The sequence below is a fragment of the Methylobacterium sp. 001424705 genome (genome assembly GCF_059816145.1).
On the sequence record NZ_JCBANU010000017.1, the window covers coordinates 80420 to 95506 of the forward strand.

General features: G+C 71.0%; 11 protein-coding genes and 1 pseudogene. 6 read left to right on the forward strand and 6 right to left on the reverse strand.

What is annotated here, in order from left to right:
* Positions 1–71: 71 nt before the first annotated feature.
* Positions 72–815: an acetoacetate decarboxylase gene (locus tag AC6EUL_RS14140; RefSeq protein ID WP_056350895.1), complete on the reverse strand. Its 744-nt coding sequence runs from the start codon at positions 813–815 to the stop codon at positions 72–74.
* Positions 816–844: 29 nt separating this feature from the next.
* Positions 845–1962 (reverse strand): annotated as a pseudogene (locus AC6EUL_RS14145) (patatin-like phospholipase family protein).
* A gap of 454 nt (positions 1963–2416) precedes the next feature.
* Between AC6EUL_RS14145 and AC6EUL_RS14150 the strand changes: the two are divergent.
* Together AC6EUL_RS14150 and AC6EUL_RS14155 are read left to right on the forward strand one after the other, a co-directional pair.
* On the forward strand, positions 2417–3379 hold the full coding sequence (locus AC6EUL_RS14150) for an acetyl-CoA carboxylase carboxyltransferase subunit alpha (protein WP_056211996.1): 963 nt from the start codon (positions 2417–2419) through the stop codon (positions 3377–3379).
* Positions 3380–3709: 330 nt separating this feature from the next.
* Positions 3710–5215 carry a L,D-transpeptidase family protein gene (locus AC6EUL_RS14155; protein WP_499870790.1) on the forward strand — a complete coding sequence of 502 codons (1506 nt, stop codon included), beginning with the start codon at positions 3710–3712 and terminating at the stop codon, positions 5213–5215.
* Between the two features lie 34 nt (positions 5216–5249).
* Here the strand turns inward: AC6EUL_RS14155 and AC6EUL_RS14160 are convergent, their stop codons facing one another.
* The 4 genes from AC6EUL_RS14160 to AC6EUL_RS14175 all read right to left on the reverse strand — a co-directional run bounded on the left by AC6EUL_RS14160 (position 5250) and on the right by AC6EUL_RS14175 (position 9905).
* Complete coding sequence (locus AC6EUL_RS14160; RefSeq protein ID WP_499870792.1) at positions 5250–5876, reverse strand: LysE family translocator; 627 nt, start codon at positions 5874–5876, stop codon at positions 5250–5252.
* A 164-nt stretch (positions 5877–6040) separates the two neighbouring features.
* A complete protein-coding gene (locus tag AC6EUL_RS14165; protein ID WP_056211991.1) occupies positions 6041–6286 on the reverse strand; it encodes a hypothetical protein in 246 nt (81 codons plus the stop codon).
* 133 nt (positions 6287–6419) lie between these two features.
* On the reverse strand, positions 6420–7136 hold the full coding sequence (locus tag AC6EUL_RS14170; protein WP_055945921.1) for a PhoH family protein: 717 nt from the start codon (positions 7134–7136) through the stop codon (positions 6420–6422).
* Between the two features lie 402 nt (positions 7137–7538).
* Complete coding sequence (locus AC6EUL_RS14175; protein ID WP_499870795.1) at positions 7539–9905, reverse strand: ATP-dependent helicase; 2367 nt, start codon at positions 9903–9905, stop codon at positions 7539–7541.
* Between the two features lie 218 nt (positions 9906–10123).
* Between AC6EUL_RS14175 and AC6EUL_RS14180 the strand changes: the two genes are divergently transcribed.
* The 4 genes from AC6EUL_RS14180 to AC6EUL_RS14195 all read left to right on the forward strand — a co-directional run bounded on the left by AC6EUL_RS14180 (position 10124) and on the right by AC6EUL_RS14195 (position 15081).
* A complete protein-coding gene (locus AC6EUL_RS14180) occupies positions 10124–10366 on the forward strand; it encodes a DUF4160 domain-containing protein (RefSeq protein WP_056211987.1) in 243 nt (80 codons plus the stop codon).
* 10 nt (positions 10367–10376) lie between these two features.
* Positions 10377–10889, forward strand: a complete 513-nt coding sequence (locus tag AC6EUL_RS14185) for a hypothetical protein (RefSeq protein WP_499870797.1) — start codon at positions 10377–10379, stop codon at positions 10887–10889.
* Between the two features lie 217 nt (positions 10890–11106).
* Positions 11107–11358, forward strand: coding sequence for a hypothetical protein (locus AC6EUL_RS14190; protein ID WP_056211983.1), 252 nt, complete (start codon positions 11107–11109; stop codon positions 11356–11358).
* 117 nt (positions 11359–11475) lie between these two features.
* Positions 11476–15081 carry an AsmA family protein gene (locus tag AC6EUL_RS14195; RefSeq protein ID WP_499870800.1) on the forward strand — a complete coding sequence of 1202 codons (3606 nt, stop codon included), beginning with the start codon at positions 11476–11478 and terminating at the stop codon, positions 15079–15081.
* Positions 15082–15087: the final 6 nt, after the last annotated feature.

Below are 15087 nucleotides of genomic sequence, written 5' to 3' on the forward strand. Positions count from 1 at the left end.
CGCGTCCGACAGGCGCGCGGTCGAACAAAGCCTGAGCGCGGGGTCCGGCACGACGCGCGACATCGGGTCGATCAGGCGAGATAATCGTGCAGCACCTGCCCGTAGGGCAATGTGAAGTCCACGACCATGTGCCGGCCGCCGACGATGCGGCGCACGGGCAGGTCGGCTACCCGGCAGTTCACGTGCGGAATCAGGTGAAGGCGAGCCTCCCCCTCCCAGGCGCCGTGGACGGTGATGTCCTCCAGGCGGTAGCCGACGAGCTGCGCGACCTTCGGGCCGCCGTCGACATCCGGGAGCAGCTTGAGGTTGACGTTGAGCTTGCCCAGGCCCTGCTTCACCGCGGCGAGATCGTGCTCCAGGCTCCGGTGCTTGTAGGTCATGGTGCCCATCGCGACCCGCTCGTCGTCGTAGTGCAGCGTCCCCGTGAGGGTGTCCTTGGTGAGCCTGAGGCGGGGCACGCCCCACTTCTTCGGGAAGCCCCAGATCTCGCGCCCGGCCGTGATCGGCGGCTCGTCGTCGAGGTACATCTGGATCGAGAAGGTGCAGGGCTCGCCGTCGAAGGTGGCGAGAGCGCCCGAGCCGCTCTCCTCGTAATCGCCGAACCCGGAGGAATCCGGCATCTTCATCCACTCGTAATAGACGCGATTGTCCGGATGCGGCTCCAGGGGCTCGGGCAGCGCCCGGCGCAGGGCGTCCGCATCGGTCTCGTAGGTCACGATCAGGTATTCGCGCCGGAGGAAGCGAAACGGCCCGCGCGGATAGCTCGGGCTGAAGGCGGGCATCGAGGGCGTCTCGAGGATCTCGTCGCGGGTCACGGGCTCGTCTCCCTGGGGGTGAAGGGCGTTCAGTCCTGCGCGTCGCGGGTCAGGTCGAGCACGCAGATTCCGCTCGCGTCGGGCCGGCGGTCGCGCCAGGCCGGCGCGCGCAGGGACCGGCGCAGGTCGCCGAGCCCCGCGGCCCAGTGCTCCAGCATGGTCGCGCGCGAGAACTCGTAATCCTTCGAATTCCCCTCGTAGGCCTTGCGACGATAGATCAGCTGCAGGATCGTCACGACGTTGTCGTGACGATCCGTCGCAGAAACGCGGCATCGGGGTCGTCGCGCCATTCGGGCGGCAGCTTGCCCAGGAGGCTGCGCGTGGCGGCCTTGGCCCTGCGGATCTCCAGGCTCATGTCGGTGTTGAGCCGAGTCCGGCTGGAGAAGCGGATATCCTTCTCGCGCTCGGCCGCGTCGATCAGGGTCCGGGGCATCGCTCCGCGCGCGGAGAACAGGTCCACCTGGAACACCACGAGGTCGCGCCGGCGCTCCTCGTCGAGGACGTATTGCAGCGGCGTGTTCGAGACGATGCCGCCGTCCCAGTAGGGCTCGCCCGCGATGGTGACCGGCGGGAAGCCCGGGGGCAGGGCACCGGAGGCCATGATGTGCTCGGGCGTGATGCGGTCGCACCGGGTGTCGAAGTAGGCGAAGTTTCCGGTGCGTACGTTGACGGCACCGACGCTGAGGCGGGTCGCCCCCCTGTTGATCAGGTCGAAATCCACGAAGCGCTCGAGGGACGCCCGGAGCGGGGTCGTCTCGTAGTAGCTCAGCGCCTCCGGCGCGCCGGCCGGATAGAAGCTGGCGGGAGGAAAGCGGGGATTGAAGAAGCCGGGCACCCCGAAGGCGGCGACCCAGCCGGCACTGGCCTCGTTGAAGGCCACCCGCGCCCGCTCCCCGGGAAACCAGGGAACCCCGGTCACCCCCGAGGAGACCAGCTCCCAGAAGGCTCTCATCCGCTCCACGCGACGCTCCGGCGGGTTTCCGGCGATCAGCGCCGCGTTGATGGCTCCGATGGAGATGCCCGCGACCCAATCCACCGCGTGGCCCTGGGCGGCCAGCGCTTCGTAGATGCCGGCCTGGTAGGCGCCGAGCGCCCCGCCGCCCTGGAGCACGAGAACTTTCGTTTCGCCGCTGGGACATGCCGTCACGACCGGCCCTCACCTATCCGGACCACACCCCGCCTCGGGGGATCCCGGGAGGCGTCCCGCCCACGGCTCGCCCAAACCCAATCCACGGTTGCCGTAAGCGTGCGGTACCACCATGACGCAAGGCCGGGGCGACCACCATCCCTCGGGTGGGACGAAGCGGCCCGGTTGTCAGGCCCTCGGCCTGCGCGCTCGGGCGCCCGGGTGCGGCGGCCGGCGGTGACGACCCGGCACGATTCGCATCCGAGCCTCTCGGCTCGACCGACGGACTCCCGGCCGAAACGCGCCGGCGGGACACGCGGTCGAGCCTCGCCCCGGTCCCGTGGACGGTTGACAGGCGCAGTTCCTTCGCCAACACCCCCCGCCCAGTCGCGGCTTTTCCCGCACGCCCTCCGCCGCAATCGTCCCTGACCCGGCCGCCCCGCGCGCGATGGCGACGAACAAGGATCCCTGACCCATGTCGGTGACGCGCTCCTATCTCGACTTCGAGAAGCCGGTGGCCGAGCTCGAATCCAAGCTGGAGGAGCTGAAGACCATGGCCGCCCGCGACGGCGCGGTCTCGATCAGCGAAGAGGTCGGGCGCCTGGAGGCCAAGGCCGCCGCCGCCCTCTCGGACATCTATGCCGGCCTGACGCCCTGGCAGAAGACCCAGGTCGCCCGCCACCCGCAGCGGCCCCACTTCATCGATTACTGCGCCGGCCTGATCTCGGATTTCAGCCCGCTCGCCGGGGACCGCGCCTTCGGCGAGGACCAGGCCATCGTCGGCGGCTTCGGACGCTTCCGCGGCCGTCCGGTCTGCGTGCTGGGCCAGGAGAAGGGCTCCACCACCGAGACCCGCCTGCGGCACAATTTCGGCATGGCCAAGCCCGAGGGTTACCGCAAGGCCGTACGCCTGATGGAGCTCGCCGACCGCTTCGGCCTGCCCGTGCTGGCCTTCGTCGACACCGCAGGCGCCTTTCCGGGCATCGAGGCGGAGGAGCGTGGACAGGCCGAGGCCATCGCCCGCTCGACGGAGGCCTGCCTCGCCCTCGGTGTGCCGAATGTCGCGGTGGTCATCGGCGAGGGCGGCTCGGGGGGCGCCATCGCGCTCGCCACCGCCAACCGGGTGCTCATGCTGGAGCACGCCATCTACGGCGTGATCTCGCCGGAAGGCGCGGCCTCGATCCTGTGGCGCGACCAGGGGCGCGCGGCGGACGCCGCCACCGCCATGAAGATCACCGCGCAGGACCTGCTGCGCCTCGGCATCATCGACGGCATCGTGCCCGAAGCGACCGGCGGGGCCCATCGCGGGCGCGACGCCGCGATCGCGGCGACGGGGGCCGCCATCGAGGCCGCCCTGGTGGAGTTCCAGGGCCTCGGCCCGGACGAGATCCGGGACCGGCGCGCGGCGAAGTTCCTGGAGATCGGTCGCAAGCTCTGAGAGTGCGACACTGCGCCGCGGATGCGTGCGGGAACCAAACCTCCCGATGCGTCCGTTGCGCCCGCCAAGGTTTCGCCACACCGACGCCTGGCGGATCGGCGGCGAAAAACCTGTGAAATCAATCCTCTTTCCGTCGGCACGCTCCGCGCTGCATCAAATGCGGCGAGATGGGGTCGACGGGCCGACGATGTCCGCAATCCACATCCCGCCCGGGCCACGAAGGCGGTCTCCTTGCGGTAACAACCGGGTAAGTTTAACGACGCTAAGGGGTTGGGGAGTGGCATGCCACGGGCGCGAGCCCGGGGCTGCGTGACTGAGGATAGGTTCCCCATGGCTATGCGCCCGCTCGTGGCCGCCGGTTTCGCTCTGCTCGCCCTGTCGCTCGGCGCCTGCCAGGACGGTTCGATGGGCGGTGGCGTTCCGCTGCGGGCCCTGGCCCCGGTGCCGCCGAAGACCCTCGCGCTGATGGCCCAGAAGGGCATGTCGCAGAGCGATCCCATCCTGATCCGCGCCTACAAGCGGGAAGCGGAGATGGAGGTGTGGAAGCGCGGCACCAACGGCCAGTACGCCCTCCTCAAGACCTTCCCGATCTGCCGCTGGTCGGGCCAGCTCGGCCCGAAGACCAAGCAGGGCGACCGCCAGGCGCCCGAGGGCTTCTACACCGTGACGCCGGGCCAGATGAACCCGAACTCGTCCTACTACCTCTCGTTCGACACCGGCTATCCGAACGCCTACGACCGGGCGAACGGGCGCACCGGCAACTACATCATGGTGCACGGCACCTGCTCGTCATCGGGCTGCTTTGCCATGACCGACGAGTCGATGGGCGAGATCTACGCCCTGGCGCGGGATTCCTTCGCGGGCGGCCAGCGCGCGTTCCAGTTCCAATCGTACCCGTTCCGGATGACGGCGGCCAACATCGCCAAGTTCCGCAACGACCCCAACGCGCCGTTCTGGAAGAACCTCAAGGAAGGCTCGGACTACTTCGAGGCCCTGCGCGACGAGCCGCGGGTCGGCCTGTGCGGAACGAAGTACGTCTTCGGCGGCGCCGACGCGGCGGCCGGCTCCTGCACGCCGCGGGTCGAGCCCCAGGTGGCGGAGAAGCGCGAGCGCGACAATCGCGAGATCGCCGACCTGATCGCCAAGGGCACGCCCGCCACCCGCCTCGTCTACGACGACGGCAGCCAGAACCCGGTGTTCCGCGGTCAGCAGACGCCCGCCAATACCCTGACCTTCGCGAGCCTGGGCAAGGCGCCCCCCGAGCCCGAACTGCCGTACGACCCGAAGGATTATGCCCAGCACAAGCTCGGCGACGTCAGCCGTCCCGAGAGCCTGGCCGCCGGCGAGCGCGAGATCGAGGTCGACGCCAAGGGCCGCCCGGTGATGATGGCCGCGGCCGCCCCGATCCCCACCAAGGCGGCCGCCGCGAACCTCGCCCGGAAGGGCACCGCCCCGGCGGCCAAGCCCGAGCCCGTGGTGGCCGAGCCGGCCAAGCCCGCCCGCGTGATGGTGGCCGACGCCGAGGGCGATCCGGCCGCCTACAAGAAGCTCTTCGGCAACGTGTTCAGCAACGGCGCGCCCGCGACACCGGCCACCGACGCCGCCACCGTCCCGGCCGTGGCCGCGGCGGTGCCGGAGCCCATCGCCGCCAAACCTGCGCCCAAGCACGCCCCCGCGAAGGCGGCACACGCCGCGCCCGCCCCGGCCAAGGGCGGCAAGCCGGACGAGGAGAAGGCGGCGAAGCCGGTCCACAAGACCGCATCGGCCGCCGCGACCGCCTCGCCGAAGACCACCGGCTCCACCACGCCCAAGAGCTCCCCTACGCCCAAGGATTGAGGCGAGGAACCGAGGCGGGCCGGGCCGCCCCGCCTCAGCGCGTGCCGAGGAGCATGGCGCCGAAGCCGAGGAAGATCCCGCCGGTGATCCGGTCGAAGGCCCGCCGGAGCGCCGGGCGGGTCAGGGATACGGCGAGCCGGCGGCCGCCGAGGGCGTAGACCCCGTACCAGAACAGCTCCGCCCCCGCGAAGGTGACGACCAGGATCGCGAATTGCGGGGCCTGCGGCCGTGCCGGCTCGACGAATTGCGGCAGGAAGGCGCTGGCGAACAGGAGGAGCTTGGGGTTGCTCAGGCCGATCAGCAGCCCGTCGCGGTAGAGACGCCCCAGCCCGACCGGCGCAGGGCTCCCCGTGTGCCCGGGGACGTCCAGCGCCCCGTCCCGCCCGCGCCAGGCCCGGATGCCGAGCCCCACGAGATAGGCGACGCCGGCATAGCGCAGGCCATCGAACAGGACCGGCGACGCCAGGAGGACGGCGCTCAGTCCCGCCGCGGAGGCCACCAGCACAAGGACCACGGCGCTCAGGCACCCGGCCATGGCGGCGAGGCTGCGACGCAGGCCGACGCGGACGCTGCGCGCCAGGATGTGCAGCATGTTCGGCCCCGGCGTGCCGGACAGGAGGAAGACGGCGCCGAAGAACAGCCACCAGGTCTGGAAGGTCACGGCCGGGCTCCCGGATCAAACGCGCACGCCCTGGTGCGCTCCGGCAGCCTCTTAGCAGACCGCGTCCGGGGCCGCGCCCGGCCGAGAGGCGGGGCAGCCCGGCGCGCAACGAAAAAGGGCCCCGCGAGGGACCCTTCTCCAGATCAGTCAGATCGGTCGACCGATCACATCCGGCGCATCATGCGACGGTGCATCATCCGGCGCTCCATGTGACGGCGCATCATGCGGCGCTCCATGCGACGGTGCATCATGCGACGCTCCATCCGGCGCTCCATGCGCATCTGCACGGTGGACACGGTCTCGGGGGCGGTCACGCCCAGCGGGGCACCCGGTGCGGCCGAGGCGGAGGTGGCGAGGCTGGCACCGCCGAGCGAGGCGAGCACGGCGAAGGCAAGGGTCAGTTTCCTCACGTGAAGACTCCCATTCTCATTTGTCCGAGCGCGGCACCCGGTTTGTTCTCTCGCACCCGAGGCCGAGAAACTCGTGTCGCGCACCGGAGTGAGCGGCAGGCCCCGTTCCGGCCCGCCGCTGACAACACCTGAGTCAGAGATTCGTTTCCTCGAAAGCCCGCACCCACTCAGCACAAATTCCGGAGCGGACGATATCGTCGAGGGTAAATTCTACCACCGGGATCGGCATCATCCGACTCTTGATCAGGTGGATCACCGTGCGCAGGCCAGACGTCTCGCGTAAGTCCGTCTGGGACACGTCGCCGTTGATGATCACCTGGCAATCGTCACCGATGCGGGTGAGGAACATCTTGATCTCGGCGGTGGTGGTATTCTGGGCCTCGTCGAGGATCACGAGGCAGTTCTTGAAGGTGCGCCCACGCATGACCTCGAAGGGCACCACCTCGATGTCGCCGGTCTTCACCGCGATCTCGAAGGCGGCCTCGCCCATGCGCTCCTTCATGGTCTCCGTAAGGGGAGCGACCCAGGGGGCGATCTTCTCTTCCAACGTTCCGGGAAAGAAGCCGAGGGAGCGGCCGGAGGGCACGTTCGGCCGGGTGATGATCACCTTGGCGATGCGGCGCTGGCGGAGCTGGTCGGCGGCGCGGGTCCCGGCGATGAAGGTCTTGCCGGTGCCGGCGGGGCCGAGGACGATCACCTGCTTGTGAAGGGCAAGGGCGTCGAGGTACTGCGCCTGCCGGTCGGTGAGGGGCTGGATCGGACTTAGGTTGCGTTCTTCGTCGAAGCGGGTCTTGTGCAGCCGGACCGGACGGTCCTCAACGAGTTCAAGTCGTGCGCGGCGTCTCTTCATCGATCAACACTCCAACCGGACTTGCCAACCTGGATTTAATCTGAGCCTGACTTGCTGAACTTGCTTCGCATCACTTTCGATTGATCCCGTTTCGGCGATCCTTTCGACTTCGCCCGCTTCACAGCCAATCCGGAGACCGCCCTCAGGTTCCGGACGGGTCCCTCAAGGCTGTGGATTCCCGATACGGTCCCGATGACCGCAGGACTGTGCGTTGCACGCACCATGCCGCGCCGGGCGCGACAGGGGCGTGACATCCACTATTCTTCGGAATGATGTAAAAAGTCTGCGTCGATGCTGCGCTGCGGGAGCCGATCCGCCGCGGCGGTCGATTGCCCTGGGCTGTGCCGCAGAAGACGCAGTCCGCATCCGCCCGACGTCCTCCGCAGCCCCCGCGTCCCGCGATCAGGCCGCCTGGATGAAGCTGTCGAGGACCATCTTCCGGCCGGCCTTGTCGAAATCAACGGTCAGCTTGTTGCCGTCCACACCCGCGACGGTGCCGGGGCCGAACTTGGTGTGAAACACCCGCATGTCGACGCTGAAAGCGGAAGGCGCGCCCGTCGATTTGGCGATGAGCTCGCCCTCGATCTGGCGCGGGCCGCCCCGACTGGCCGGCGAACGGTTGCCGACCCCGTAGCCGTTGGCGTTTCCGGACTGCGCCGTATTGGCCTGGGCCCGCTGCCAGCCGGGCGTGCCGTAGGACGAGCCGAAGGGCGCCGGGTTCCGGTCGAAGCGCGAGGCCCCGGCCGCGAAGTGGGCGGGGGCATCGATCACGTCGACGCTGTCCTCGGGCAACTCGTCGATGAAGCGGCTCGGCACCGTGGAGGACCACAGGCCGTGGATGCGCCGGTTGACGGCGAAGGACAGCTTGGCGCGCTTGCGGGCCCGGGTCAGGCCGACATGGGCGAGGCGGCGCTCCTCCTCCAGCCCGGCGCGGCCGCTCTCGTCGAGCGCCCGCTGGTTCGGAAACAGGCCATCCTCCCAGCCCGGCAGGAAGACGGTGTCGAATTCCAGGCCTTTGGCGGCGTGGAGGGTCATCAGCGAGACCCGGTCGGCCCCCTCCTGCTCGCTGGCCTCCATGACCAGCGAGACGTGCTCGAGGAAGGCGGCGAGGTCCGGGAACTCCTCCATGGAGCGGACGAACTCCTTGAGGTTCTCCAGGCGTCCGGCGGCGTCGGCCGACTTCTCCTTCTGCCACATCTCGGTGTAGCCGGATTCCTCCAGGATGGTCTGCGCCACCTCCGAATGCGGCTGGGTTCCCACCAGCCGGGCCCAGCGTGAGAAGCTCTCGACCAGGGCGCGGACGCCGGACCGGGCGCGGGGCTTCAGCTCGTCGGTCTCCACGACGAGGCGGGCCGCCTGGAGCAGCGGCACCCGCTCGGCCCGGGCATAGGCGTGCAGCGCCTGCAGGGTGGCGTCGCCGAGGCCTCGCTTGGGCGTGTTGAAGATGCGCTCGAAGGCGAGGTCGTCGGAGGGGTTGGCGGTGATGCGCAGATAGGCGAGCGCGTCGCGGATCTCGGCCCGCTCGTAGAAGCGCGGGCCGCCGATGACCCGGTAGGGCAGGCCGAGCTGGACGAACCGGTCCTCGATCTCGCGCATCTGGGCCGAGATGCGCACCAGCACGGCGATCTCCGAGAGGGGATGCTGCTGGGCCTGGAGACTCTCGATGGCTTCCGCCACCTGGCGGGCCTCCTCCTCCGAATCCCAGGCGCCCGACACCGTCACCTTCTCGCCGGCGACGTCCTCGGTGCGCAGGGTCTTGCCGAGGCGGCCCTCGTTCTTGGCGATGAGGCCGGAGGCGGCGGCGAGGATATGGCCGGTGGAGCGGTAGTTGCGCTCCAGGCGGACCACCACGGCGCCTGGAAAGTCGTGCTCGAAGCGCAGGATGTTGTCGACCTCGGCGCCACGCCAGCCGTAGATCGACTGGTCGTCGTCGCCCACGCAGGCGACGTTGCGGTGGCCCTGCGCCAGCAGGCGCAGCCAGAGGTACTGGGCGACGTTGGTGTCCTGGTACTCGTCCACGAGGATGTAGCGGAAGCGCTGCTGGTAGTTTTCCAGCACGTCCGGGTTCTCGCGCCAGAGCTTGAGGCAGAGCAGCAGCAGGTCGCCGAAATCGGCGGCGTTGAGGGTCAGGAGCCGGGCCTGATAGGCGGCATAGAGCGCCCCGCCCTTGCCGAAGGCGAAGGCCTGGGCCTCGCCGGGCGGCACCTGCTCGGGCAGGAGGCCGCGGTTCTTCCAGCCGTCGATGGCCGAGGACAGGGCGCGCGCGGGCCAGCGCTTCTCGTCGATGTTCTGATCGACGATGACCTGCTTCATCAGCCGCAGCTGGTCGTCCATCCCGAGAATCGTGAAGTCGGAGCGCAGGCCCACCAGTTCGGCGTGCCGGCGCAGGATCTTGGTGCCGATGGAGTGGAAGGTGCCGAGCCAGGGCATGCCCTCGCCGGCCGGCCCGATGAGCCCGCCGATGCGGTGCTTCATCTCGCGCGCGGCCTTGTTGGTGAAGGTCACCGAGAGGATGTCGAAGGGCCGCGCCCTGGCCGTCGCAATCAGGTGGGCGATGCGCGTCGTCAGCACCCGTGTCTTGCCGGTGCCGGCCCCGGCCAGCACGAGCACCGGCCCGTCCGTCGCCTCGACGGCGCGGCGCTGCTCGGCGTTCAGCCCTTCGAGGTAGGGCGAGCCCTGCGGCCGGAGGGAGGCCATGGCACGGGCGGCGATGGAGGTCGGGGCGGCGTCGGAGGCGGATGCGCCGGCCGCGTCGAAGCGTTGAGTCATCGCGCATCCCTGGACCAAAACGCGAACGGCGTCGAGGGTCGCGCGCGTTTCCGGAGTGGCCCGGCCTCCGCCTGGACGGTCTCCGAGGCTCCATCTCGGACGCACCTCATATCCCGGAGAGTGTCGGATCGGCGATTAAATTCATCCGAAAATCGGATGAGGAATTTCCGCCAGCCCGGGCCAGGACTATGTCTCGACGGGATGGGTGAGGCGCGGCGATGGGCGAGCTCTATCAGTCGGGGAGCATCATCATTCGGTTCTATGCCAACGATCATCTGCCGCCGCATTTCCACATCCTGACACCGGATGACGAGGCTCTCGTGGAGATTGCCACCCTCCGACTGTTGGCCGGCGCCCTGCCGGGCAAGATCGAGCGCGAGGCCCTGGCCTGGGCCGCCGAGAACCGCGCCGCCGTCGCGGCCGAATGGAATCGGACCAACGCCCGCTTCCCGATTGCCTAAGGAGGTTGCCGTGAACGATCCCCTGCCCCGCATCTCAACCGTCATCGCCACGGGTCCCACCGGCCTCGGCGTGATGTGGCGCGACGACCGGTCCGACCGCGTGGACCTCGCCGGATGGATTGCCACCGGCGGTGAGATCCTGTCGCCTCTGAACGATCCGGCCCTGTTCGCGACGGTCCGGCTCGGAGATCACGGGACCTCCGTGGAATGGGGCAGCGAGGATGGGGACCTCGCCATCGATGCGCATCATCTCAGGCTGATCGCGGACGAACAGCGGCGGTTCGGCCGCGCGGAGGTGACTGCGTGGCAGACAGCCGCCGGACTGTCGAACCAGAAATCCGCGGATTTCCTCGGCCTCTCGCTGAGCACGTGGAACGCCTACAAGGCGGGCATCAGCGCGGTGCCGACTCCCATTGCGATGGCGTGTCGGGCGGCCCTGCGCGACCCGATCCTGCTCCACGCCCATTACCGGCCGCGCAAGCGGGGCCGCCCGCGCCGCGTGGGCGCACCCAGCGCGGCGTAGGGTGGCGCGGTCCGCCAGGCAGAGACCGCGACACACTGAGACTCCGGCGGCCAAGGACGGAAGAGGACTGAAACCCGCAACCTCCCATCGCTGCCGACGATCGATGCGGCAGTCTCACGCAGCGTCGCAGAACCTTCGAAGATCGGAACCCGCCTTCCCACCGGCAGGTCGTCTCACCAGATCACGACATCACAGTGCACCTGACAAGGACGCCGCCATGCGTAGCTCCCCCGCCCTTCTCGCCGGCCTCGCGCTCCTCGCCGCCGGTCCGGCCCTCGCCCAGGTCTCGTCGCGGGGCGTCGACAGCCTGAATGCCACCAACGAGCGCCTGTCCAACCGCAGCGAACTCCGGGGCATCGAGCAGCGCCAGCAATTCGACACCAACCAGACGCGCCTGCAGATCCAGCGCGGCGACCTGTTCCGGCCGAGCGCGCCCCCCGCCCCGATCGTCGTTCCGGGCCGTCGCTGAGCCGCGGCCCCGGGGCGCCGGACGCGGCGCGCCGGCCCTGGCGCGCGCGGGCGTTCCCTGTGCTATGTCCGCCGACGGAGCGGGGCCCGACCCGGGTGACGAGGCGGAACAGAGACGGTGCGTGACATCCTGACCGCGCTGGCGGGCGCCGTCATCCTGCTCCTCGTCGCGGCGCTCGCCGTCCCGCCCTTCGTGGCCTGGGAGGGCTATCGTGGCACGATCGACCGGACGATCGCGCGCTCCCTCGGGGTCGCGGCTCAGACCGAGGGCCGTATCGGTGTCCGGCTCCTGCCCTCGCCGCGCCTCAAGCTCGATCGCCTGCGGCTGGGGTCCGGGGCCGGCGCCGCGCAGAAGCCCGCCCTCGACCAGCCCCAGCTCGACCTGCAGTGGATCAAGGCCGAGATCGCCCTGGCGCCCCTGCTGAAGGGCGAGATCCTGTTCACCGAGACGCGGGTCGGCCGGGCGGAGGTCAAGCTCCCCGTCACCGATGGCGAGGCGATGCTCCTGCCCACGCGCGGGCTGTCGGCGGCCCTACGGCGCGACCTCGCCATCGAGGACCTGTCGATCCGGCAGTTCGTGCTGACGACCCAGGTGCTCGCGACGGGCCGGACCGAGCAGTTCTACGCCGAGGCCCTTCAGGTCTCCGCGCCCGCCCTCGTCGGCCCCTGGCGGGCCGAAGGCACGAGCCGGGGCGTCCCCTTCCGGGTCTCGACCGGTGAGCTCGGGCCCGACGGCGTCAACGTGAAGATCGCGGGCGGCGGCGACACGCAGCCCCGCTTCGAGGCCGATGCCCGCATCGGCCTCGCACCCGCCGGCACGGCGACGGGCGGACGGCGCCTGACCTCGGCGGTGGCCGAAGGCAGCGCCCGGATCGTCGTCGGGCCGCCGGTCCAGGCGGCGGGCGCCTATCTGCCCTTCTCCCTTGCCGGCAAATTCAAGGGGCGCGGCCTGACGGCTCGGTTCACCGACGTCGCCCTGGAGATCGATCCCGGCGGCCAGGCCCTGCGCCTGGGCGGCTCGGGTCAGCTCGACCTGAAGCAGTGGCGCGGCGCCCTGGCGCTCTCCGCCCGTCGCCTCGACCTCGACGCCTTCCTGACCTCGGCGGCCGGACAGGCGCTGATCGCCCGCGGCCTGCCGAACACCGGCGGCCGCAACGGCCTCGGACTGCCGATCATGGTGGACCTGGACCTCGCGGCGGAGAGCCTGGCCCTCGGCCTCGACGAGTGGACGGGGCTGGCCGCCAGCGGCACCCTCGACCGCACCGGCGGCGTGGTGCTGCGCCGCCTCGACGTCACCGCGCCGGGCGCCACGGCCCTGGGCGCCAGCGGTGAGATCGACACCGAGACCGGCCTGCGCTTCACCGGGCGCCTGTCCCTCGACACGCCGGCCTCCGACGGGTTCGGCCGCTACCTGCGGCGCCTCGGGCTCGAAGGCCCGGCCGTGGCGGTGATGGACGGTCGTCCGGTGCAGGTGAATACCGACCTCTCGGTGGCCGCCGGCACGGTGTCCCTGCGCAACCTGCGCCTCGGGCTCGGCGAGGCCCGCATCACCGGCAATGCCCGCTACACGGCGGCCGAGGGACCGGCGCGCGGCCGCTTCGATGCACAGCTCGCCGCGCAGGGCATCGACATCGCCGCCCTGCCGGTGCTGAGCGGCACCCTCGCGGACCTGCGGGGCCACGATGTCGGGATCACGCTCCAGGCCCGGGACGTGCGCTACGGTCCCGCCGGCGCTCATTCGGGCAACGGCACCATCGCGGCGAGCATCCAGTCGGACGGCCCGAGCCTCGTGGTCGACAGCCTCGCCATCACCGACCTGGCCGGCGCCAATGCCAAGCTCTCCGGCCGGATCAGCCCGGACGGCACGGGCCGGATCGCCGGGCAGGTCTCGGCGGCGGTGGCCGCCCCCCTGTTCGCGCTCCTCGACCGGGTCTGGGTGGCGGAGGCCCGCCGGGTCCCGGCCTTCCTGCGAAACGGGGCCCTCGACCTCGCGGTCAACCTCGAGCGGGATGCGGGCGCGGCCGACACCCTGCGGGTCGGCGCCAAGGGCGACGCGGCGGGCGGCACCCTCGACCTCGACCTCCTGAGCCGGGCGGGCCGCATCGACACCCTCGACCTCACCATCGCGACGGCGAACGCGGCCCCCTGGTTCGGGCGCACCGATGTCCCGGCCCTGCGCCGGCCCGGATACCTGCGCATCGCCGGCGTACCCGCCCCGTCCGACGGCACCGCGTCTCCCGGGGGCCTCGCCCTGCGCCTGAGCGGGACGGTCGCCGACATCACCGTCGCGACGGTGCAGCCGATCCTCCTCGACGCCGCCGAGCCCCTGCCGCGAGCCGGCGCGCTTCAGTTCGCCCTGCCCGATCTCGCGCCGCTCCTCACCCTGGCGGGCAGCGCCGTGCCGATCCCCGGGCCGCTGCCGGCCGATCTCGGTCTGCGCCTGTCGCGGGCCGGCCCGGACCTGCGCCTGGGCGTCGTCGGCCGGATCGCCGGCCAGCCCGTCTCGGCCGACCTCACCCGCACGGCCGAGGGCGCGATCGGCGGCAGCGCGTCCCTGACCCGCCTCGCCCTGCCGCTTCTGGCCAGTGCCACGATCCTGCCGACCGAGGCCCCGCGCGGACCCGGCCAGAGCCCCGCGAGCGCGCGGTTCGCGCCGGTTCCGGCCGGCCGGCCGGCGGTCTCCCTCGGCCTCCGGGTCGACAGCCTCGACCTCGGGCGCGGGCTCACGGCGACCGGCGCGACTCTCGGCGTCACCCTGGACGGCGAGACCCTGACCCTGCGTGACCTCGACGCGACCCTCGCCGGTGGACGCATCGCGGGACGCGCGACCTCGACACGTCAGGGCGGCGCCGCCGCGCTCTCCGGCGAGGGCCAGATCACCGATGCGGCAATCCCCGACTTGGTCGGCCCGGGGCCGGTGGACGGTCGGGTCTCCGCCCAGCTCCGCTTCGGCAGTTCGGGCGAGAGCCTGACCGGATTGATGAACAACCTCGGCGGGAGCGGCACCCTCACGCTCACCGGCCTCAGCCTGCCGGGGGCCGATCCGGCCGGTCTCGATCGGGCGCTGACACGGGCGCTCGCGGAGGACGATCCCCTGCGGGAAGGCCGCCTGCAGGCCCTCGCGGCCGAGGAGCTCGGCGCGGGCCCGCTCACCGTGAAGGGGCCGGTCTCGAGCCCGGCGAGCCTCGTCGGCGGTACCTTGCGGGCCGGCCCGCTGACCTTGCCCCTCGGATCCGCGCGCTGGAGCGGGACTCTCGGCGTCGACCTGCGGGACGCGCGCATCGATGCGCGCGGGTCTCTCCTCGCCGGCCAGGCGCCCAAGGGCTGGAGCGGGGCGAACCCCTCGATCCAGCTCGGCTTCAGCGGCCCGATCCGAAACCCTGAGCGCAGCATCGACGCCGGACCGGTGACCAACGGGCTCGCCGCCCTGGTGCTCCAGCGCGAACTCGAGAAAATCGAGCTGTTCGAAGCCGACCAGAGCGAGCGCCAGCGCCGCCGCGCCCGCATCGAGATGGACAGGGCCCGCGCCCTCGCCATCAAGGCCGCGGCGGACAAGCTGGCGGCCGAGAAAGCGGCCTCCGAGGACGCCGCCCGCCAGGCGCGTCTGCGGGCACAGCAAGCGGCTCAGCAGGAGGCTGAAAGGGCGGCCGAAGAGGCGGCGCGCCGCCAGCGCAGCGAGCCGGAGCCGCCCCGGGACCGGGAGGGTCCGCCCCCGGGCCCCTAGCGGAAG